This window comes from Pantoea sp. PA1 (assembly GCF_056856975.1).
Genome location: NZ_JBXGEE010000001.1, coordinates 674504 through 695734, shown reverse-complemented (window position 1 = coordinate 695734; position 21231 = coordinate 674504). Strand labels below are relative to the sequence as shown.

Below are 21231 nucleotides of genomic sequence, written 5' to 3'. Positions count from 1 at the left end.
AAGAAACTTCACAAGCTGGCTAAAGTCGCCTTGCTATATGAAGGTTAGCAGTGGAATAATGCTTGAGTTTCTTACCTGAAGCATTTCAGGGCAGAAAAAGAGCGAAATTGTCATTTTGCCGGATTGAGCAGACACGCAGCAATGGCGTAAGACGTAATGCGAAATCAGGCACTTAGCGGGCTGCGGGTTGCGGCCTGGACAACAGTATGGGATGCACGGGTTTTTTAATTGTCTCAGGCATTTCCACTATCTGGTGCTGTTTTCCCTTATGAAAAACAGGCCACCGACGTTATTTGCGCCCCTCGCGCGGTTGACAGCCGTGAGGTTGACGACATTGCACTAAGTCACGGGGCCATCGGTTGATACTCGTCCAGGGTAACTATGCCCGCAGCTGTAATCACTCATGAAAGAATAACGAGTAAGTCACGATGAAAAGAATGTTAATAAACGCAACTCAGCAGGAAGAGTTGCGCGTTGCCCTGGTTGACGGTCAGCGTCTGTACGACCTGGATATCGAAAGCCCCGGACACGAACAGAAAAAAGCCAACATCTACAAAGGTAAAATCACTCGCATTGAACCCAGCCTTGAAGCTGCGTTTGTCGACTACGGCGCAGAGCGTCACGGTTTCCTCCCGTTAAAAGAAATTTCCCGCGAATACTTCCCCTCCAGCTACAACGCGCATGGCCGTCCCAACATTAAAGATGTGCTGCGTGAAGGTCAGGAAGTGATTGTTCAGATCGATAAAGAAGAGCGCGGCAACAAAGGCGCGGCGCTGACCACCTTTATCTCGCTGGCGGGCAGTTATCTGGTGCTGATGCCGAACAACCCGCGTGCAGGCGGTATCTCCCGCCGCATTGAAGGTGACGACCGTACCGAGTTGAAAGAAGCCCTGTCTGCGCTGGAACTGCCGGAAGGTATGGGCCTGATCGTCCGTACCGCAGGCGTCGGCAAATCTGCCGAATCGCTGCAGTGGGATTTAAGTTTCCGTCTTAAGCACTGGGATGCGATCAAAAAAGCCGCAGAGAGCCGTCCGGCGCCCTTCCTGATCCATCAGGAAAGTAACGTGATTGTGCGTGCCTTCCGCGACTATCTGCGTCAGGACATCGGTGAAATTCTTATCGATAACCCGAAAGTTCTGGAGCTGGCGCGTCAGCACATCGCTGCGCTGGGCCGCCCGGACTTCAGCAGCAAAATCAAGCTCTACACCGGTGAAATCCCGCTGTTCAGCCACTATCAGATCGAATCGCAAATTGAATCCGCGTTCCAGCGTGAGGTTCGCCTGCCGTCCGGTGGCTCCATCGTCATCGACAGCACGGAAGCGCTGACCGCTATCGATATCAACTCAGCCCGTGCGACTCGCGGCGGTGACATCGAAGAGACGGCGTTTAACACCAACCTGGAAGCGGCCGATGAGATTGCCCGTCAGCTGCGTCTGCGCGACCTGGGCGGGCTGATCGTTATCGATTACATCGATATGACTCCGGTTCGCCATCAGCGCGCCGTCGAGAATCGGCTTCGTGAAGCGGTTCGTCAGGATCGTGCCCGTATTCAGATCAGCCACATTTCACGTTTTGGCCTGCTGGAGATGTCACGTCAGCGTCTGAGCCCGTCACTGGGCGAGTCCAGCCACCACGTCTGCCCGCGCTGTAGCGGCACCGGCACCATTCGTGATAACGAGTCGCTGGCGCTGTCGATTCTGCGTCTGATTGAAGAAGAAGCGCTGAAAGACAACACCAAAGAAGTGCACGCGATAGTTCCGGTTCAGGTGGCCTCTTACCTGCTGAACGAAAAACGTGAAGCGGTCAACGCGATTGAAAAACGCCAGGGTGGCGTGCGGGCGATCATCGTTCCTGATGACAAGATGCAGACCCCACACTACTCCGTGCTGCGCGTGCGTAAAGGCGAAGAGACGCAGACCCTGAGTTATCACCTGCCGAAGTTGCATGAAGCCGAGATGGCGATGCCGTCGGATGAGGAGCACTCTGAGCGTCGTCGTCCTGAGCAGCCAGCTCTGGCTGCCTTTGTGATGCCTGATGCGCCGCCGGCCCCGGTTGAAGTCGCCCCTGAAGCGAAGCGCACCGAAAGCAAACCCGCAGCAAAAGGCGCGCCGGCGGTGGCACCGTCAGCGACCGTCAGCACCGGTTTCTTCGGACGACTGCTGGGTGGCCTGAAAAAAATGTTCGCGGGCGAAGAAGCCCCTGCTGCTAAGCCTGAGACCGCTGCCGTTGCTGAACCGCAGAAAGCCGCAGAAAGTGAGCAGGAGCAGAGTTCCTCCCGTGGCGGCGAGCGTCGCAACAATAACAACCGTCGCAACAACAATCGTCGTGAACGCACGCCGCGTAACGGTGACAATGCACAGTCACGCGAAGGCCGTGAACCGCGTGAAAGTCGCGAGCCACGTGAACCGCGTGAGAGCCGTGAGCCACGCGAAAGCCGCGAGCCGCGTGATGGCAACGATAATCGCCGCAACAAGCGTCAGTCTCAGTCTGGCGAGACTCGCGAAGAGCGTCCGGCACTGAGCGAAGAAGCGCGTCAGCAGCGTGAAGAGCAGCAGCAACAGCGCCGTGAACAGCGCGCTGAACGTCAGCGTCGTCGTCAGGAAGAGAAGCGCGCGGGTGAAGAAGCCGCCAAAGCCGCTGAGCAGTCAGCCGTGGCAGATGCGCCGGAAGCAACTGACGCACAGGAAGAGGAACGCGTTCAGGTTATGCCGCGTCGTAAGCCGCGCCAGCTGAACCAGAAGGTCCGCGTTGATGACAACCGTCAGCCTGTGGCAGCGGATGCCAGCGACAATGCGCAGCCTGCCGAAGTGCGTCAGCCTCAGCCGGCCGACGTTGCTCAGCCGCAGCCTGAGCTGCAGAGTGCTCAGACTGATGAGCAGGATGACAACGAGAACCGCGACGGTGCGAATATGCCGCGTCGCTCACGTCGTTCACCGCGTCATCTGCGCGTCAGCGGACAACGTCGCCGTCGTTACCGTGATGAGCGTTATCCGACGCAGTCTGCAATGCCTCTGGCTGCGGCAGCAGCCTCGCCTGAGATGGCGTCCGGTAAAGTCTGGGTTCGCTACCCGGTAAGCCAGGCCAGCGAAGAGCAGGTTCAGAATGTGACGCATGAGACACCGGCGTACAGCCCTGAAGAGAGCGCAGAAGCCACTGCGCTGCCGGTCGCGGCTGCGGCTGAATCCGCAGTACAGGCAGACGTCTCTGCAGAGCAGGCTGCGCCGCAAGCCGATGCGCCAGTTCAGCAGGCTGACGCCGCAGTACAGCAGGCCGAGCCACTGGCAGAAACGCCCGTGCCGGTGGTGAACACTGACGACACGCGCGCTATTGAAGCACCGGTTGATCAGCAGCCTTCTGTGGTTCCTGCTGCAGACGAAGCAAAAGCAGAAGTGGTCGCGGCTGAAGCCGTTCCTGCTGAACCGGCCACCGAAACCCCGGTTGCGACCTCTGCGGATACCGCACAGCCAGCTGCCGTTGCTGAGCACGCTGCCGTTGATGTCAGCGAAGCGATTGCTGCCGAGGTTGAAGAGGTTCTGAAGGCTCCGGTCGCAGCTGATGCTGACACTGCGCCGGTTCAGGAACCTCACGCACCGGTTGCCGCGCGCGATGTTGCGCCTGCAGCTCCCGTGACCGCAGCCGAGCCGGTAGCAGCCGCGCCTGCTGCTGATGCGGTAGCGAATGACGGCACGCGCTGGAAGCACTTCGCCTCTGCGCCAATGACTAAAGCCCCGGCGCCAGCCTGGCAGTCAGAACCGGCTCCGCACAGTGACTGGGTACGTTCACCGTATCAGTTCGACGGTCGCGGTTCGGCAGGCGGTCACAGCGCCACGCATCAGGCAACAGCCCCGGCAACCAAGCCGTAATCTCTCAGCAGTTGTCATCTGAACCCCGGCCTTAGCCGGGGTTTTTTTATGGCTGCCATTCTGTCCTCCTGCTCCGCCAGTCGCTAAATCACAGGCAAAAAAAATCCCACCCTCCCTGAGGGGAGAGTGGGAAAAAATAAGCGTATCCGGTTAAAGTACGCTCAAATTTTCAGGTCAGATTACGAGTTCATCTTAAACAGTGACATCTTCGACATGTCGGTAAAGGTCTTATAAGAAGCCTGTAGTGCCGTCTGCTGCATGGTGTAGCTGGAAGCGGCCTCGGTGTAATCCACATTCACCAGGTCACTCATCTGGGAGTTATAGATCACGTCGCGGTCATCACCCTGCGCATTCAGCGTATCGATTTCAGACAGCTGGGTACCAATCTCAGCACGCACGGTTAAAACATTATTCAGCGCATTGCCCAGGCCGCGGTTGGTTTTATCCATGGCGTCCTGGAAGGTCTTTTTGGTTGCGGCGTCAGCATCATTCTGCGGCACTTTCAGTGCGGCAATCGCGCTATCCAGCATCTTAAACAGGTTGGTTTCGCTGGCGCTGCCATCCGGCTCTTTGGTTGCGTTGCTGGTGATAGACATAAAGACATTGTCACCGGTGTGCGCCACGGTCATGGTACGGCTGGTATCGACCTTCTGGGTGATGGCTTCTGTGCCGCCCGTGTAGGTGACGCCGGTTCCGGCACCATCAACAAAAGGTGCGCTGTCGGTTTTATAACCGGCAAAGATGTAGCGTCCGTTGGCATCCTGGCTGTTTGCCTGGTTCAGCAACTGAGCACGGATCCCCTCCAGCTGGGTGGCGATCGAGCCACGGTCATCGTCGCTCAGCGTACCGGTTGAACCGTTGATGATCAGCGTCTGTGCGCTCTGAATACTGCTGGTCACGCCTTTCAGCGCATTCTCTTCCAGGGAGAGCCCCTGCTCAGCAAAGGTACGCGCCAGCGCATACTGACTTCCCTTCTGCTGGGTCTGTGACAGCACCACCGCGCGTGACGCCGCAATCGGGTCATCCGAGGGATTCGTTACACGGCGACCGCTGGAGAGCTGCTCACCCACCTTCAGCCAGGAGGCCTGCGAGTCGGTAATGCCGCGCACCTGCTGGTCAAAAATCATATTTGTACTGATTCGCATGTTATCTCCTGCCCTTAGCGAATATTAATCAATGCGTTAAACACGGTGCTGGCCGTCTGCAGCACCTGCGCATTAGCCATGTAATATTGCTGGTATTTAGTCAGGTTGGCGTACTCCTCATCGAGGTTGACACCCGAGACCGACTGCTGGCGATCGGTCAGCTGACTGACCACGCTTTTCTGGGTGGTGCTGGTGGTTTCCAGCGAGCTGGTTTTGTTACCCACGGTGCTGACGATGCTCGCATACGCCTGCGACAGCGTGGCATTTCCGCCCACCAGCTTCACATCCTGCAAGTTCAGCAGCTTCTGCGCATTGCGGTTATCACTTTCGCCGCCTACGGCGCTCGCCGCGGCTACCTGGGATTCACTGGTAATCGCTACGGACATGTCGTTAATGACGTTCTGAACGGGCTTCACCAGGAAACTGTCTTTTGCGGCAGGTGCCGGGGTGGCCGCGACGGTCAGTTTCAGACCATCAAAGCTCAGCGTCGTGTTGCCACTGGCGTCGGTTCCCTGCGCAATGGTGACCGCCGTGCTGTCTGAAGCACGGGTAGCAGTCCATTTAGTGCCGTCATAGCTGACGGTGTAGTTAGAGGCTTTCAGTGCGCTGGTATCGGTCCATTCGGCGGTGACAGACGCAGCGGTGCTGTTTTTGCTGTTGCTGACCACCAGCGGAGTGCCGATGTTAAAGAAATCGACACCCTGGTCGCCGTTGCTGTCAAAGCCCTGCTTGTGCACGTCGTTAAAGCTGGTGGTAAAGGCCGCCGCCAGCTGTCCGAGCTGATTCTGTGCCAGATCGAGATCCTGAGAGCGGAACGCCAGCAGACCGCCCAGCGATCCGGTGGTGATCAGCTTTTCCGGGATCTCGACGTTGCCCGCCTGTTTGTCGACATAGCCGATGGTGGTGCGTGTCGGATCGCTGCTGGAGTTCATCGCCACCAGATCGCTGGATTTGTAGCCGTTCACCAGCGTCAGGCCGTTGGCCATGGATACGGTGTAATTGCCATCCTGCTGCGAAACCGTGACGCCAACCACGTTATTCAGCTCGTTAACCAGCTGATCGCGTTTATCCAGCAGATCGTTAGGTTCGGCACCGTTGCCGTTTGTCAGTTTGGCAATCTGCTGGTTGAGGTCGGCAATCTGCGAGCTGTAGGTGTTGATCTGTTTCACGCTGGAGGCGACATCAGAATTGACGCTGTTCTGCATGTTGTTCAGATACTGCGCCGTGGTCTGAAACTGGCTGACCAGACCCTGAGCGTTACTGAGCATAGACTGACGCGCCGAGGGATCGTTGGCGTTGCTGACCACGTTCTGCAGGTTGGTAAAGAAGCCCTGCAGGGAGGTGGAGAGGCTGGTGGTCGAGGTCGACAGCAGATCGTCAATGTTAGAGATCTGGCTATGCTGGAGATCGACAGCACTGTAGCTGGCACTGGCACCGCGCAACTGCGTTGCGATGAAAGCATCATACTCGCGCTGTACACCGGAGATTTTTACGCCGTTGCCGTAATAGCTGTTGCCCTGCAGGGTACTGTTTGCCTGCGCCAGCACCGTTGTCTGACGGGAGTAGCCCGCCACGGTGTAGTTCGTGATGTTATTACTGGTGGTGCTCAGGGCGGCCTGTGCGGCACTCAATCCGCTCATCGCGGAGTTAATTATGCTGGACATCTCGGTTCCTTACGTTCCCCCGTCAACCGGGCTGGCAGAGATCTGAATGAACGCCAGCGGGCGAAAACGCATCTGGCTTATGGTGATGTTATCGGCTTGCTTAAGTGAAACTTGAGGCGCAATGATCAGAACAGGTCGCCAATATCCTGGCTGTACGCTTTAACGACTTTGTCGCCCATGCTTTTGAATTGCTGAATCATTCCCACCAGCTTCTGCGCATATTTAGGATCGGTGGCATAGCCCGCCGCCTGCAGCGCCTGCGCGCCCTGCTCTGCACTGGATGCGGTAGTGACCGCCGCATAGCGTGGGTTTTTCGTCAGGAGCCGGACGTAGTCGGTCAGCGCCTCGAAATAGGAGTTATAGACCCGGAAGCTGGCCCGGACTTTTTTCGCTTCGCCCTGCTCATATTCGGTGGTCATGATGTCGGTTGTGTCACCCTTCCAGTCGCCACTCGCTTTGATGCCGAAGACGTTGTAGCTCGGTTTGCCGTCGCGGGTCAGGATCTGACGCTGGCCCCAGCCCGACTCCAGCGCCGCCTGCGCCAGAATCAGGTGATGAGGGATACCACTCTGCTGACTGGCCGCCTGCGCGGGCTGCGTCAGCTGCGCGATAAACTCGCGGCTGTCGCTGGGCAGGCCGGTTGGCGAAGCGGCAGGCAGACGCGGCATAGCTTTACGCACCATCTGCTCCAGCTGCTGCGCCGGCATCGGCGTCGCCCCGCTGGTGCTGAGGATGAAGCTGTTATCCAGCTTCATCGGCACCGTTCCGGCTTTCTCATCCGGCGCGACAGCGGGCTGCATCTGTTTGACGATGGTTTCCGCCAGGCCAAGCCCGCGTTTCCCCATCTCCTGCGCAATCTGCTGGTCATACATAGAGGTGAAGAGTTTGGTCTGTTCGTTGCTCATAATGCCGTCCTGCGGCAACGCCTCGCGCATACTTTTCAGCATCATCTGTACAAACATCCCTTCGACCTGACGCGCCACCTGCAACGCATGCCCTTTCGGGTCGTTGCTGGCCTGGTGTTTCAGTTCATTCAGGGAGCGGCTGTCGTAAGCCGCACTCATCACAGATTGCATATCAGCCATCAGATAATTTCCAGTTTGGCACGCAGACAGCCGGCACTCTGCATTGACTGCAGAATCGACATCAGCTCGATAGGTGAAGCGCCCAGCGCATTCAGCGCACGCACCACGTTGTTCAGGTTGGCGCTGGCGTTGACGCGTTGCAGCGCACCGCCGCTCTGACGCAGATCGATCTGGGTCTGCGTTGTCGCCACCGTCTGACCACCGGCCAGCGGAGTATCAGGCTGGCTGACGTTCTGCTGCTGGTTGACCGTCACAGAGAGGTTGCCCTGCGCCACCGCACACTGATTCAGCGTCACTTCGCGGTTCATCACCACCGAGCCGGTACGGGAGTTGATGATCACTTTGGCATCTTCAACCGGAATCGAGACGTTAATGTTCTGGATATCGGCCAGCAGACGCACCTGCGCGCCATTGTTTGGTGAGACGCGGATCTGCACGGTACGCGCATCCAGCGGCTGAGCCGAGCCATATCCCCCACGCGCGTTGATGGCATCAGCAATCCGCTGCGCCATGGAGAAGTCTTCGTTGTTCAGCTGCAGGTTAATGGTGTTCTGCGAACCAAAGTTGCTCTGCAGTTCACGCTCTACCGTGGCCCCGCCGGTAATCCGGCCGCCGTTAAGCTGGTTAACCTGAACACTGCTGCCGCCTGCCGATGCGCCTGCACCGCCGACGAGGATATTTCCCTGCGCCAGCGCATAGACCTGGTTATCGACCCCTTTCAGCGGCGTCATTAACAGCGTGCCGCCGCGCAGGCTTTTGGCGTTACCCAGTGAAGAGACCACCACATCCAGGTTCTGTCCCTGACGGGCAAACGCGGGCAGTTTTGCGGTGACCATAACCGCCGCCACGTTTTTCAGCTGCATGTTGGTGCCTGCGGGCACGGTAATCCCCAGCTGTGACAGCATGTTGCTGACGGTCTGAGTGGTAAACGGCGTCTGGGTCGTCTGGTCACCGGTACCATCGAGACCCACAACCAGGCCATAGCCCAGTAACTGGTTTTCGCGAACCCCCTGGATGGTGGTTAAGTCACGAATTAAATCGGCTTTTGCCAGCAGGCTGACGCCCAGCAGCAGCGCCAGCCCGGCGCGCAACAGCGTTAACTTTTTCATTGAAACCTCTTACATCGGCGAGATGTTCAGGAAGAAGCGCTGTAACCAACCCATGGTCTGCGCCTCATTGATATAGCCATTTCCGACGTACTCAATACGTGCATCGGCGACAGCGGTAGATAACACGGCGTTGCTGGCGCTGATGGTGCGTGGGTTGACTACACCTGAGAAGCGAATGAACTCCGTGCCCTGATTAATGGCGATCTGTTTTTCACCGACCACGTGCAGGTTGCCGTTCGACAACACCTGATCCACCGTAACGGTAATGGTGCCGGTAAAGGTGTTGTTGGCAGATGCGCCCCCTTTCCCGGCGAAATCGTTTTTGCCTTCCGCGCTGATATTGGCTTTTTCGCCACCGGCACCCACCAGGCCCGCCAGACCGGTCGGCACGGCGTTCAGGCCAAAGCTGTTGCTGCCATCGCGGCTGGCATTGGCGGAAGAGCTTTTACTGGCACTGACGTTTTCCTGCAGCGTGATGGTCAGGGTATCGCCAATGTTGCGTGGACGGCGGTCTTCAAACAGCGGCTGATAGCCGTAGTTAAGCGGCGCGACGCCCTGGAAAATGGAGCCGTTTACCACCGGTGGCGCGGACGGCATCGGCTGTGCTGTGGTTGCGCCTTCGACCAGCGGGGTCCGGGGGACCAGGGCACAACCGTTAAGAGTTAGCAGCAGCGAGGCGACTAACCAATGTCCAGGCTTGAGAATCTGTTGCTTCGCCACGGCGTCACGACCTTATTAATGTCTGTCATTCAGGCCAGCACGGGCTGGCCCTGTTCGGGATTAAATCTGCGTTAATTTCGCCAGCATCTGATCAGAGGTACTGATCGCCTTGCTGTTGATTTCGTAAGCGCGCTGCGTCTGAATCATGGTGACCAGCTCTTCCGCCACGTTAACGTTTGAGGTTTCGGTATAGCCCTGATAGAGCAGACCCGCGCCGTTCTGGCCTGGGGTGCTGTCAGTCGGTGCGCCCGATGCCTGAGTTTCCTTGTAGAGGTTTTCACCCACGCTATCGAGACCGGCATCGTTCATGAAGGTGCTCAGGGTTAACTGACCCACCTGCGCAGCCTGGGCCTGGCCCTGCTGCGTCACACTGACCACACCGTCACGCGAAACCGTGATGCTGGTGGCGTTAGCCGGAATGGTAATGCCGGGCTGCACCGGGAAACCGGAGTTGGTCACCAGCTGGCCGTTCTGATCCACCTGAAACGCGCCGTCACGGGTATAAGCAGAGGTGCCATCCGGCATCTGAATCTGAAAATAGCCCTGGCCGTTAATGGCGATATCTTTTGAATTGCTGGTCTGTGACAGATTGCCCTGGGTGTGCAGACGCTCGGTGGTGACCGGACGGACACCGGTGCCGATCTGCAGACCGGAGGGCAGCGTCGTCTGTTCGGACGACTGCGTGCCCGGCTGACGCATGGTCTGGTACATCAGATCTTCGAACACGGCACGCGAACGCTTAAAGCCATTGGTGCTGACGTTAGCCAGGTTGTTGGCAATCACGTCCATGTTCATCTGCTGCGCATCAAGACCGGTCTTAGCGATCCATAAAGAACGAATCATGTTGTTATCCTCGCGCCTTAGCTCATGTTCAGGAGCTGATTGGCTTTTTGTTCATTTTCGTCGACGTTAGTGATGACTTTCATCTGCATCTCAAAACGTCGGGCGTTGGCGATCATATCGACCATGGTTTCCACCGGTTTGACGTTGCTGCCTTCCAGCACGCCAGGCATCACCTGCATGGTGGCGTCAGCCTGCAGCGCCGCACCGCGGGTTGCCTGTGTCGCAGCCGTGGGACGGAACATCCCGTCATCACTGCGCTGCAGCTCCTGACCGGTGGCCCTGACCAGCTTCAGCTTACCCAGCTGAACCGTGGCGTTAGGCGAGTCACCGGCATTCAGGCCGGTAATGGAGCCGTCAGCCGCAATGGTGATTTCGGTGCCCTGCGGGATCACAATCGGACCGCCGTCGCCCATCACAGGATTGCCCTGAACCGTCAGCGTGCCGTTCGGGCTGATCTGCATATTGCCGTTGCGGGTATAAGCTTCGCTGCCGTCAGCGGTACGCACCGCCAGCCAGCCATCCTGCTGCACCGCCACATCGAGTGGACGCTCGGTGTAATCCATCGCGCCCTGGCTCATGTCGGCGCCGGGTGTGGAGGCGGCGACCAGCGTGCGGGTTGGCAGTGACCAGCCATTCACCGGCACCGCGCGCAGCGCATTGAGCTGCGCACGAAAGCCTGGTGTTGAGGCGTTGGCGAGGTTGCTGGCGGTGACCGCCTGCTGATCCAGCGTCTGGCTGGCCGCGCCCATCGCGGTATATATCGCGTGATCCATATGGCAATCCTGTTAGCGAATTAACGTAAGTTAACCAGCGTGTTGAGAATCTGGTCCTGAGTTTTGATGGTCTGCGCATTCGCCTGATAGTTACGCTGCGCCACGATCATGTTCACCAGCTCTTTACTCATATCGACGTTTGAGGACTCCAGTGCGCCCGCCGTCAGAGAACCAAAGGTTCCGGTGTTGGCCAGACCAATTGCTGCCTGACCGGATGCGCCTGACGCAGACCAGACGTTGTCGCCCTGTGACTGCAGACCTTCCGGGTTAGAGAAGCTCGCCAGCACAATCTGACCCAGCAGCTGGGTTTTCTTGTTGGAGTAGGTGCCAGTGATGGTGCCGTCATCATTGATGGCGTAGCTGGTCAGATCGCCAGGTGCATAACCATCCTGTGTCGGGCTGCCAAAAGTGGTGGCGCCGGTGTTCTGCTGCAGGCTGCCCAGCATGCTCAGGGTGATCGGCTGGTTCGCGACCGCGCCATTGGCGCCGCCCACGTTCAGCGTCAGGCCAACGGTACCGTCGTTGGTGGTGCTCACTACCGCACCGTTTGCATCCAGCTTAGAGACGCCTGTCAGCTTACCGCTGGTATCAAACGTCATGCGGAAGTCGCCCGCCGAGCTGCCGGTGTTACCGTCGATGGTATGAACGGTCCAGCTGTTGCTGGTGGTGTCTTTCACGAAGTACATGTCGAGCGCATGGTCATTACCCTGCGAGTCGAACACGGTTGCCGTGGTTTTCTTGTTGTAGCTGTCTGCGTTCGCCGTCGAGAAGGTGGTCACAGATGGCGTGGTGTCCGTTGAGTTCAGGTTGGCAATCAGTCCGGCCGTGGTGGTGGCGCGGGCTGGCATCTGCTCGGTCGGAATACGGATCGCCACCGGGTTTGCACCCGACTGGATGGTAGCCGGTGAACCGCTGGCCGGATAGCCGGTCACGTTCAGGCCCTGGGTGTTAACCAGGTTACGGTTGGCATCAAGGGTGAACTGACCATTACGTGAGTAGAACACGCCGCCGCTGTTGTCGGTCATGCGGAAGAAACCGTTACCGCTCAGCGCCACATCCAGGCCACGGCTGGTGGTGGTAGTCGCACCGTCGTTGAAGTTCTGGATCACGGCCGCCACTTTCGTGCCGAGGCCGACGTTAGAACCGGCAAACATATCGGCAAACGCGATGGTGCTGGATTTAAAGCCCGCGGTGGCGGAGTTGGCGATGTTGTTACCGATGACATCAAGGTTACTAGAGGCAGCGCCAAGGCCGCTGACCGCTTGGGAAAATGACATGTGTGTGTCTCCTGTCTACAGGTTAATCAGAGAATCTGACGTACGTCGTCAAGGGTGGCGGAGCCCATGGTGCCGAGATCCAGTTTGGTGGTGTCGTTCGCGGTACTCACCCCATTGACGTAGGCGTAGTTCAGCGGTTGTGCCACCAGTTGTGTGTTGCCATTGCTTGCAGCAATCGCAACGCTGTATTTACCATCCGGGGCCACTGAACCATCCGTCAGCTTGCCGTCCCACGAGAAGGTGTGCACGCCAGCGCTCAGCGCGCCCAGATCGACGGTGTCAATTACCGCGCCACTGGCATCTTTAATGGTGGCAGTGGCGCCGGTCGAGGCGGAGCCGAGCTCAACACCAAAAGGCGTTGTGGTGCCGTTGCCGACCAGAATCTGGCTGCCGTTGACCATCACGCCATGCCCAATCAGCGTGGAGCTCTGCAGCGACTGGCTGGTGCTGATCTGGCCGGAGATCGATCCCAGCGTGGTGTTCAGTTTTTCAATCCCGCTCAGGGTATTGATCTGTGCCAGCTGGGTGGTGAGCTGGCTGTTATCCATCGGATTGGTGGGATCCTGGTTCTGTAACTGGGTAACCAGCATGGTCAGGAACTGATTCTGCAGATCCTGCGCATTGTTGCCGGTGCCGGTGCTGGAGGAGCTGAGAACCGACGGATCCAGTTTTTCATTAACGCCTACCGCGATAGCCATGGTTTTTCTCCGTTATTGCCCAATCGTCAGGGTTTTCATCATCATCGACTTCACGGTGTTCAGCACTTCCACGTTGGCCTGGTAGCTGCGTGACGCCGACATGGTGTTGACGCTTTCGGAGACCACATCCACGTTCGGCATCTTCACGTAGCCTTTGGCATCGGCCATCGGGTTGCCCGGGTCGTAAACCAGTTTCGCTGGCGTCGGATCTTCGACAACCCGGGCGACTTTCACCCCGCCGGTTGCTGAGCCCGGCGCCGCATCGGTCTGGAAGACCACCTGCTTTGCCACGTAAGGCTTGCCATCGGGACCGGTGACGCTGTCGGCGTTCGCCAGGTTACTGGCACTGACGTTTAATCGCTGTGATTGCGCGGTCATCGCTGAACCGGCAATGTCAAAAATATTCAGCAAGGCCATAATTATTGCCCTTGTAACACGCTCATCATGCCTTTGATCTGGCTGCTGATGAGGGTGAGGTCGGTTTGATATTTCAGGCTGTTATCCGCGAACTGCGTACGCTCACGGTCCATATCTACGGTGTTGCCGTCGGCAGAAGGCTGATCGGGAATGCGATAAAGCATGTCCATCGAGGGTACGCCGTTTGTCTGTGCTTCAATGTGGCGAGCTGAAGTGACCTTCAACGCCATGCTGCTGCCTTCCGCACGGCCATTGGACATCACCCGACTCAGCTCGCTGGCAAAGTCGATATCCCGGGCCTGATAACCAGGGGTATCGGCGTTGGCAATATTTGACGCCAGGATCTCCTGACGTTGAGCACGCAGGTTGAGGGCCTCCGTACCAAATTTCAGCGCCGCATCCAGTTTGTCGAGCATGTTTCCTCCGCGTATGAGAATTTCGAGCTGGCAGCTTAATTTGAAAAAGCAAGGGGTCATCGTCTGAATAAGGCCTCAAATGACCGCTATTTTGACAATTGAGGATTTTTCTTAACGGTTACACTCGTTGCCATCATCAGTGAGGAATTGCACCATGCGTCGATATCTGACCCTGCTGACCAGCCTGCTGGTCGCGATCGCCCTGCCGGCTTCTGCGGGAGATCTCAATGCACAACTGAACCAGTTTTTTAAAGCGCGTGACGCCCAGCATGCTCAGGGCATGACGGTGGTGATTCGCACGCCGCAGGCGCAGTGGCCCACCTGTGAGGCGCCCCAGTTCACCCTGCCCGGCAACAGCCGGTTATGGGGCAACATGAGCGTGGCGGCCAACTGCGGTGAAAACCGCCGTTATCTTCAGGTCCAGGTCCAGGTGACCGGGAGCTATCTGGTGGCGAACCGGCTGCTGAGCCGGGGCAGCAGCGTCAGCGAAAGCGACTTCACGCTGCAGACGGGGCGTCTGGATACCCTGCCCGCACGCGCCCTGCTGAACAGCGACTCGGTGGCCGATGCGGTCGTCCTGCGTGACATCCCACCGGGACAGCCAATCAACCCCGCCATGCTGCGTCAGCCGTGGCGGGTTAAGGCGGGTCAGAGTGTGATGGTGATAGCCAGCGGCGACGGCTTTGACGCCAGTGGTGAGGGCAAGGCGCTGAACAACGCCACCCGTTCACAGTGGGTTCGCGTCAGGATGGGGAATGGTCAGATTGTCAGCGGTAAGGTGCGCGAGGATGGGAATATTCTTATAACGCTGTAAAGTGTTAAAGAAGCCCATCATGCTGCCGATAGAAGAATCAACAAAGCGATAACGCTATTATGATTCAGGTGGCAGACTTCCCCTGACCGTACAGGAGCCCGAATATGAGCATTGACAGAACGCAACCTCTGAAACCCGCCAGCACCGTACAGAGCCGCGATACCAGCGAGCCAGGCAGCAGCAAAGTGCGTCAGAGTGCCAGCCCGGCGGCAGCGCCGGCGGCGGCCGCTCAGGTCAATCTGAGCAGCGCGCAGTCTCAGCTGATGCAGCCGAGCAGCAAAGACATCAACGTCGAGCGCGTTGAACAACTGAAAACCGCCATTCGTAATGGCGAACTGAAGATGGATACCGGCAAAATCGCCGATGCGCTGATTGCCGATACTAAGGCGTATTTAGAGGGTAATTAGTTACCATGAGTAATTTGCAGACCACATTAGATAAGATGCAGGACGTGCTGGCATCGCTTTCTGCGGTGCTGGAAGAAGAGCAGCAGCAGCTGGCAAGCGGCAACATTAACAGCAACCTGCTGCAGCGCATCACTGAAGATAAAAGCGCGCTGCTCAGCACGCTGAACTATCTGGATGAGATGCGACGCACCGCTGAAAAGAGTCAGTCCGTGTCGGCACCTTATCGTGGTCAGAACGACATGGCACGCCGCTGGGACGTCATCCAGCAGCATAGCCGTCGTCTGCAGGATGCCAATGTGCATAACGGCATGCTGCTGCAGCATCAGATTCGCTACACCCAGGATGCCCTGGAGGTGCTGAAGCCGCATCAGACCCAGGCGTTTTATGGCCCGGATGGGATGGGTAAAGGCCAGGCCACGTTAAGCCGTAAAGCCTGAGCAGAAAAGTAGCAAAAAAAATCCCGCCTGATGCGGGATTTTTTTATGGCAGAAGAGGAACCGCGTCAGGCAGCGGTTCGGCGCGCATAGTCGCGCAGCCGAAATCCCAGCAGCGCCAGCGCCAGGAAGTAACTTCCCCCACCCACTGCACAGACCAGCGCCAGACGCAGCAGTCGCCACAGCATCGAGCCCTGCTCCCAGGCGGGCATCCATTGCAGCATGGCAAACAGCGCCCCGGCCATCACCGCCACGGCGATCAGCAGACGCACCAGAAAGCTGCTCCAGCCCGGCTGAGGCATAAATATCTGCTTCTTGCGCAGCTGCCAGTAGAGCAGCGAGGCATTCAGACAGGCCGCCAGCCCAATCGACAGAGAGAGACCGGCATGTTTCAGCGGGCCGATGAAGGCCAGGTTCATCACCTGCGTCATGATCAGCGTGATAATCGCGATTTTAACCGGGGTTTTGATGTCCTGCCGTGAATAGAAGCCGGGTGCCAGCACCTTAACCACAATCAGGCCCATCAGGCCTACAGAGTAGGCGATCAGCGCACGCTGCGTCATCAGCGCATCAAAGGCCGTGAATTTGCCATACTGGAACAGCGCCACGGTGAGCGGGCCGGAGAGCATCCCCAGCGCCACAGCGCAGGGCAGCGCCAGCAGGAAGCAGAGGCGTAGTCCCCAGTCCATCAGCCGGGAATACTCATCGTGATTGCCGCTGGAAAAACTTTTGGCCAGCGACGGCAGCAGAATGGTACCCAGCGCCACGCCCAGTACGCCGGAGGGGAACTCCATCAGGCGATCGGCGTAGTACATCCAGGAGACAGAACCCGACACCAGGAACGAGGCGAAGATGGTATTGATGATCAGCGAGATCTGACTGACCGAAACGCCCAGGATCGCCGGCCCCATCTGACGCATCACGCGCCAGACGCCTGCGTCACGCAGATTGATGCGTGGCAGCACCAGCATTCCCAGCTTCTTCAGGTGTGGCAGCTGATAGCCGAGCTGCAGCACCCCGCCCACAACGACCGCCCAGGCGAGCGCCATCACCGGCGGATGGAAATGCGGCGCGGCGAACAGGGCGAAGCTGATCATGCTGACGTTCAGCAGGGTCGGCGCAAAAGCTGGCACCGAGAAGCGGTTCCAGGTGTTCAGCACCGCACCCGCCAGCGACGCCAGCGAGATCAGCATAATGTAGGGAAAGGTCACCCGCAGCAGGGAACTGGTCAGGGCAAATTTATCCGCATGGTCGCTGAAGCCCGGTGCGGTAATCATGATCACCCAGGGCGCAGCGAGCATCCCCGCGAAGGTCACCAGCGCCAGCGCCAGTGTCAGCAGGCCTGAGACATAGGAGAGGAACAGACGTGTCGCCTCCTCACCCTGCTTGCTTTTATATTCCGCGAGAATGGGTACAAATGCCTGGGAAAACGCGCCTTCGGCAAAAATACGCCTCAGCAGATTCGGCAGTTTAAACGCAACAAAAAACGCATCGGTCGCCATTCCGGCGCCAAACACCCGCGCCACGATGGCATCACGGGCAAAGCCCAGAACGCGGGAAAACAGGGTCATGGAACTGACCGCTGCCAGCGATTTCAAAAGATTCATAATTGACGGCGCATCCTGAAAAAATCAGTAAAAAGGAGAAGTCGCGCGGGCACCTGAAAGATGCCCGGCGACAGTCTACTGCCACGGAGGGAAATGACCAGCACGGAGTGTTACAAGGCGTTATTCCAGAATGGCACTACGCCAGAGGTTTTCCACCACACGCTGCGCCATCAGCGCCTGTTCACCGCTGGTTTCAGGCGTCATCTGATTCTGCACGCAGTCGATAAAATGGCGTGCGGCCCCGCTGAACCCGCGCTGGGTCAGATGGCTCTGCCAGGCGGCAGGCGGAGCGATCAGCACGCCATCGTGCCGCTCTTCCTGCCAGTCGCGCATCTCACTGATGTCGATACATTTACCGTCGCCTGTCGCACTGACCCGCTCACGCTGACTGCCTGCGCGCCGATGCATGCTGGTGGTGATTGACAGGCCCTCCAGGGCGAAGTGGTGCTCAGCGTAGAGCATCTGTCCCTGTTCGTTGGTGTCAATGCGCCCCTGAACATGCTGAACAGGCTTGCCGCCGAGCCAGAGTGCGGTGTCGACGACGTGCAGGTAGTCATCAAGCAGGGTAAAGCGGAGATCCTGAGGCCCGACGCTGTCGCTGCGGTGCTTTTCAATCCGCAGGGAAGCGACGTGTCCCATCTCCGCCCGCAGCTGCTGATAGCGCGGGGCGAAGCGGCGATTAAAGGCGACCATCAGCTTACGCTGCTGTTTCTCCGCCAGCGCCACCAGCGCCTCAGCCTGATCCAGAGTTTCCGCCAGCGGCTTATCGACGCAGACATCTTTTCCGGCCAGCAGCAGCGCCTTCACCACCTCATAGTGCGTGGCAGTGCTGCTGTGGACAAAAACGGCATCGCAGGCCGCGGCCAGCGCATTCAGGGAACTGAAACAGTCCATACGGTAACTGTCGCAGAGTGGCCGGGCTTTGGCCTGATTCGGCGAAAATGCCCCCACCAGCGTCCAGTCCGTCGCCGCCGACAACACCGGCAGCCAGGCTTTCTGTGCGATACCGCCGAGTCCCACCACACCAATACGTAAAGTCATCTTAATGCTCCGGCTGCAGCAGTTGAGTGAGCTGAGCCTGAAGCCGGGCGACCTGCTGTTCCAGGGTGGCCACACGCCTTGCCAGATCGCCCTGCTCTTCCGGCTCATCGGCGGCCAGTGGCGTGTCGCTCTCCCCGGCCAGCAGATGCATAAAGCGGCTTTCGCGCTTGCCCGGCTCGCGCGCCAGGCGGATCACCCGGGCGCTGTCGTCACGCTGCATCAGGCCTTCCAGCGTCTGTTCTGTTTCGCTGACGTCACTGAACTCATGAAGACGGCCGCTGCGGGTGCGCAGTTCGCCTGGCGTCTGCGGACCGCGCAGCATCAGTAACGTCAGCACGGCAACTTCGGCGCTGTTCAGCTTCAGCGTGCCAAAGGCGGAGTTACAGAAACGCTGCTCATATTTCACGACCCGCTGACCGGACGCGCTGCTGGCGGTAACCAGATGCCGCTTCACCAACTGATCGAGTTCATCCTGTACCGCGCTTTCACTCAGCTCCATCACCGGCTCGCGGTTTGATTTCTGGTTACAGGCCACCACGACCCCATTCAGTGACAGCGGATACTGTTCCGGCGTGGTGACCTGCTTCTCCAGCAGGCAGCCCAGCACGCGCAGCGCCTGCGCCGATAAAGCCATCTTCATGCTTGCGTCCTCATTGTTGTCCACGCCGGTCAGGCGTCCATTCCCGCTGGGTTAGCGCTGTCAGCACGTGATCCTGCCAGCGTCCGTCAATCAGCAGATAGTCTTTCGCATATCCCTCTTTCTCAAAACCGAGGCGCGCCAGCAGGTCGCCGCTGCGCTGGTTATGCGGCATGTAGTTCGCCATGATGCGGTGAATATGCTGCTGACGCTGCATGTAGCGGATAGCAGACTGTAACGCTTCAAACATCAGCCCCTGTCCCTGCCACTTTTCGCCCAGCGAATAGCCGAGATAACAGGCGTGAAAGGAACCGCGCAGTACGTTGCTGAAGTTAGCTACGCCGCGCACTTCGGTTTCTTCGCTGTCCATCAGAATAAAATAGAAGGCCGAGCCCTGCTTATGCATGTCGGCGATCAGCCCCAGCCGCGCCTGCCAGCCGGAGGGATAGCAGTGACTGTCATCGCGCACCGGCTCCCACGGTTTTAAAAACAGGCGGTTTTCCGCGTAGTAATCTGCCATTCGCCAGGCATCACGTTCGTGAACCAGACGGACCACCAGCCGATCGGTGGTTAAGCGCACCCTGGGCGCGGCAGAACGATAGCCAAACATCCTGACTCCTGAAATCAATGGCTGAGAGTGAAAGCCGTCATTATCTGGCTTTCACTATAACCGCCGCCTGGGCTGCGGTAAAACATTACGGATTTTTTGCCGTAAAGAGGTTGATTTTGTTGTGTTATCACCGCGCAGACGCCCCTGCTCAGGCGTCATCAACGCCCGTTCAGCCCGGCCATCTGTCGGGCTGGTTTGCCGGGAGGGGGAATCTCTTCCATACTTTTCAGGCGCCCGGAACAGGATGAAATGATTCACTCTGTTAAACATTAACCTGTAAACGAGGGAGATCAGGATGAAGCTCTATATCTACGACCACTGCCCCTTCTGTGTGAAAGCGCGCATGATTTTTGGTCTGAAGAATTTGCCGGTTGAGCTGGTGGTCATGCTCAATGACGATGAAGAGACGCCTCAGCGACTGATTGGCCAGAAAATGGCGCCTGTCCTGCAGAAAAAGGATGGCAGCGCGATGCCGGAAAGCATGGAGATTGTGCACTATGTCGACCAGCAGGATGGCAAACCGCTGATTACCGGTGCGCTCAATCCGGCCATTGGCGACTGGCTGCGTCACATGAACAGCTACGTGAATAAGCTGCTGCTGCCGCGCATTGCCGAGGCCCCTTTTGCGGAGTTTGCCACCCCGGCGGCACGTGACTATTTCCGCGCGAAAAAGCAGGCCAGCATCGGTGATTTCGAGGAGCTGAAAACGCATTCGGCCGGACTGATTAAAAAAGTCAGCGGCAATCTGCGCAAACTGGACGGCCTAATTGTCCAGCCTAATGCGGTTAACGGCGAGCTGTCGGAGGATGATTTCAGTCTCTTCCCGCTGCTGCGCTCCCTGACGCTGGTTCCGGGCATCGACTGGCCAGCACGGGTCGCTGACTATCGCGACAATATGGCCAAACAGACCCAGGTCAATCTGCTCTCTTCTATTGCGCAGTAATCCCGCCCGGATGAGAGACGCCGCGGTGTTTCTCATCCCTTTTCTGATGACACCTCTCACGCATTCAGGCAGGCTATATCCTGTTAACTGACTTTGTTATCCAGGATATAGAACGATGAAAAAGGTATTTTTCGGGCTGACTGCCCTGATGTTTGTGCTGCTGGTGAGCGGCTGCAATAAACTGACGCAGTACACTATCAGCGAACAGGAAGTGAATCAGGCGCTGCAAAAGCATAACAACTACGAGAAAGACATTGGCGTGTCCGGTCTGGTCAATGCGCATATTGTCCTGAATAATCTCACCAGCCAGATCGGCCGCGCAGAACCCGGCAAAGTGTCGCTCTCCGGCAAAGCAAAGATTAACGTCACCTCTCTGTTCGGCCCGCAGCAGGCTGACATGCAGCTGACGATGCGCGCACAGCCCGTCTATGACCCACAGCAGGGGGCGATCTTTCTGCGCGATCTGGAGATAACCGACGCACAGGTGGCGCCGGAGAAAATGGCCGCCATCATGAAAACCCTGACGCCTTATCTGAATCAGTCGCTGAAGAGCTATTTCGATCAAAACCCGGCGTACCGTCTCAGCGCTGACCGCAGTAAAGGTGAGTCACTGGCGAAAAAATTTGCCAAAGGACTGGAAGTCAGACCGGGCGAACTGGTTATCCCCTTCACGCAGTAATCCCGATTGCCGCGCCATCCGGCGCGGATTTTTGCTGTCAGCAGAAAAA

The 21231-nt window shown here is 58.0% G+C and carries 21 protein-coding genes; 6 read left to right on the top strand and 15 right to left on the bottom strand.

From position 1 onward, the window contains the following. Positions 1–428: 428 nt before the first annotated feature. The gene (gene rne, locus AC1V0D_RS03565) at positions 429–3863 is read left to right on the top strand and encodes a ribonuclease E (RefSeq protein WP_482906971.1); all 3435 of its coding nucleotides are present in this window, start codon (positions 429–431) and stop codon (positions 3861–3863) included. A gap of 179 nt (positions 3864–4042) precedes the next feature. Here the strand turns inward: rne and flgL are convergent, their stop codons facing one another. From flgL to flgB, 11 genes are all read right to left on the bottom strand, one after another. Further along, entirely contained in the window at positions 4043–5008 is a 966-nt protein-coding gene (gene flgL / locus AC1V0D_RS03560; protein ID WP_009090872.1) for a flagellar hook-associated protein FlgL, read from the bottom strand. 14 nt (positions 5009–5022) lie between these two features. Beyond that, positions 5023–6672 carry a flagellar hook-associated protein FlgK gene (gene flgK, locus AC1V0D_RS03555; protein ID WP_058957504.1) on the bottom strand — a complete coding sequence of 550 codons (1650 nt, stop codon included), beginning with the start codon at positions 6670–6672 and terminating at the stop codon, positions 5023–5025. 125 nt (positions 6673–6797) lie between these two features. Beyond that, the gene (gene flgJ, locus AC1V0D_RS03550; protein WP_009090874.1) at positions 6798–7757 is read right to left on the bottom strand and encodes a flagellar assembly peptidoglycan hydrolase FlgJ; all 960 of its coding nucleotides are present in this window, start codon (positions 7755–7757) and stop codon (positions 6798–6800) included. After that, entirely contained in the window at positions 7757–8866 is a 1110-nt protein-coding gene (locus tag AC1V0D_RS03545) for a flagellar basal body P-ring protein FlgI (protein WP_009090875.1), read from the bottom strand. Before AC1V0D_RS03545 ends, flgJ begins: the two co-directional genes overlap by 1 nt. Positions 8867–8875: 9 nt before the next feature. Next, entirely contained in the window at positions 8876–9586 is a 711-nt protein-coding gene (locus tag AC1V0D_RS03540; protein ID WP_033736336.1) for a flagellar basal body L-ring protein FlgH, read from the bottom strand. A 60-nt stretch (positions 9587–9646) separates the two neighbouring features. Further along, positions 9647–10429, bottom strand: coding sequence for a flagellar basal-body rod protein FlgG (gene flgG, locus AC1V0D_RS03535; RefSeq protein WP_009090877.1), 783 nt, complete (start codon positions 10427–10429; stop codon positions 9647–9649). 17 nt (positions 10430–10446) lie between these two features. After that, complete coding sequence (locus tag AC1V0D_RS03530) at positions 10447–11202, bottom strand: flagellar basal body rod protein FlgF (RefSeq protein ID WP_009090878.1); 756 nt, start codon at positions 11200–11202, stop codon at positions 10447–10449. A gap of 20 nt (positions 11203–11222) precedes the next feature. Next, positions 11223–12479: a flagellar hook protein FlgE gene (flgE, locus tag AC1V0D_RS03525; protein WP_009090879.1), complete on the bottom strand. Its 1257-nt coding sequence runs from the start codon at positions 12477–12479 to the stop codon at positions 11223–11225. Between the two features lie 26 nt (positions 12480–12505). Then, complete coding sequence (flgD, locus tag AC1V0D_RS03520; protein ID WP_009090880.1) at positions 12506–13177, bottom strand: flagellar hook assembly protein FlgD; 672 nt, start codon at positions 13175–13177, stop codon at positions 12506–12508. Positions 13178–13189: 12 nt separating this feature from the next. Continuing rightward, positions 13190–13594 (bottom strand): flagellar basal body rod protein FlgC, encoded by a 405-nt coding sequence (gene flgC / locus AC1V0D_RS03515; protein ID WP_009090881.1) that lies wholly within the window; start codon positions 13592–13594, stop codon positions 13190–13192. A 2-nt stretch (positions 13595–13596) separates the two neighbouring features. After that, entirely contained in the window at positions 13597–14010 is a 414-nt protein-coding gene (gene flgB / locus AC1V0D_RS03510; protein ID WP_009090882.1) for a flagellar basal body rod protein FlgB, read from the bottom strand. 154 nt (positions 14011–14164) lie between these two features. Between flgB and flgA the strand changes: the two genes are divergently transcribed. The 3 genes from flgA to flgN all read left to right on the top strand — a co-directional run bounded on the left by flgA (position 14165) and on the right by flgN (position 15668). Continuing rightward, positions 14165–14824, top strand: a complete 660-nt coding sequence (gene flgA / locus AC1V0D_RS03505) for a flagellar basal body P-ring formation chaperone FlgA (protein WP_058957505.1) — start codon at positions 14165–14167, stop codon at positions 14822–14824. A 104-nt stretch (positions 14825–14928) separates the two neighbouring features. After that, the gene (gene flgM / locus AC1V0D_RS03500) at positions 14929–15231 is read left to right on the top strand and encodes a flagellar biosynthesis anti-sigma factor FlgM (RefSeq protein ID WP_009090886.1); all 303 of its coding nucleotides are present in this window, start codon (positions 14929–14931) and stop codon (positions 15229–15231) included. Between the two features lie 5 nt (positions 15232–15236). Continuing rightward, positions 15237–15668: a flagellar export chaperone FlgN gene (gene flgN / locus AC1V0D_RS03495; protein WP_009090889.1), complete on the top strand. Its 432-nt coding sequence runs from the start codon at positions 15237–15239 to the stop codon at positions 15666–15668. Positions 15669–15733: 65 nt separating this feature from the next. Here flgN and murJ read toward each other — a convergent pair whose 3' ends face one another. The 4 genes from murJ to rimJ all read right to left on the bottom strand — a co-directional run bounded on the left by murJ (position 15734) and on the right by rimJ (position 19560). Beyond that, positions 15734–17272 (bottom strand): murein biosynthesis integral membrane protein MurJ, encoded by a 1539-nt coding sequence (gene murJ / locus AC1V0D_RS03490; RefSeq protein WP_009090890.1) that lies wholly within the window; start codon positions 17270–17272, stop codon positions 15734–15736. A 120-nt stretch (positions 17273–17392) separates the two neighbouring features. Continuing rightward, complete coding sequence (locus AC1V0D_RS03485) at positions 17393–18313, bottom strand: Gfo/Idh/MocA family protein (RefSeq protein WP_046101591.1); 921 nt, start codon at positions 18311–18313, stop codon at positions 17393–17395. A 1-nt stretch (position 18314) separates the two neighbouring features. Next, positions 18315–18953, bottom strand: a complete 639-nt coding sequence (locus AC1V0D_RS03480) for a YceH family protein (protein WP_009090893.1) — start codon at positions 18951–18953, stop codon at positions 18315–18317. 10 nt (positions 18954–18963) lie between these two features. Next, positions 18964–19560 (bottom strand): ribosomal protein S5-alanine N-acetyltransferase, encoded by a 597-nt coding sequence (gene rimJ / locus AC1V0D_RS03475; RefSeq protein ID WP_482906970.1) that lies wholly within the window; start codon positions 19558–19560, stop codon positions 18964–18966. A 295-nt stretch (positions 19561–19855) separates the two neighbouring features. On the opposite strand from rimJ, the gene grxB reads away from it, so the two are divergent. Both grxB and AC1V0D_RS03465 read left to right on the top strand, forming a co-directional pair. Next, complete coding sequence (gene grxB, locus AC1V0D_RS03470; protein WP_482906969.1) at positions 19856–20503, top strand: glutaredoxin 2; 648 nt, start codon at positions 19856–19858, stop codon at positions 20501–20503. 115 nt (positions 20504–20618) lie between these two features. Next, positions 20619–21182, top strand: a complete 564-nt coding sequence (locus tag AC1V0D_RS03465) for a lipoprotein (protein WP_482906968.1) — start codon at positions 20619–20621, stop codon at positions 21180–21182. Positions 21183–21231: the final 49 nt, after the last annotated feature.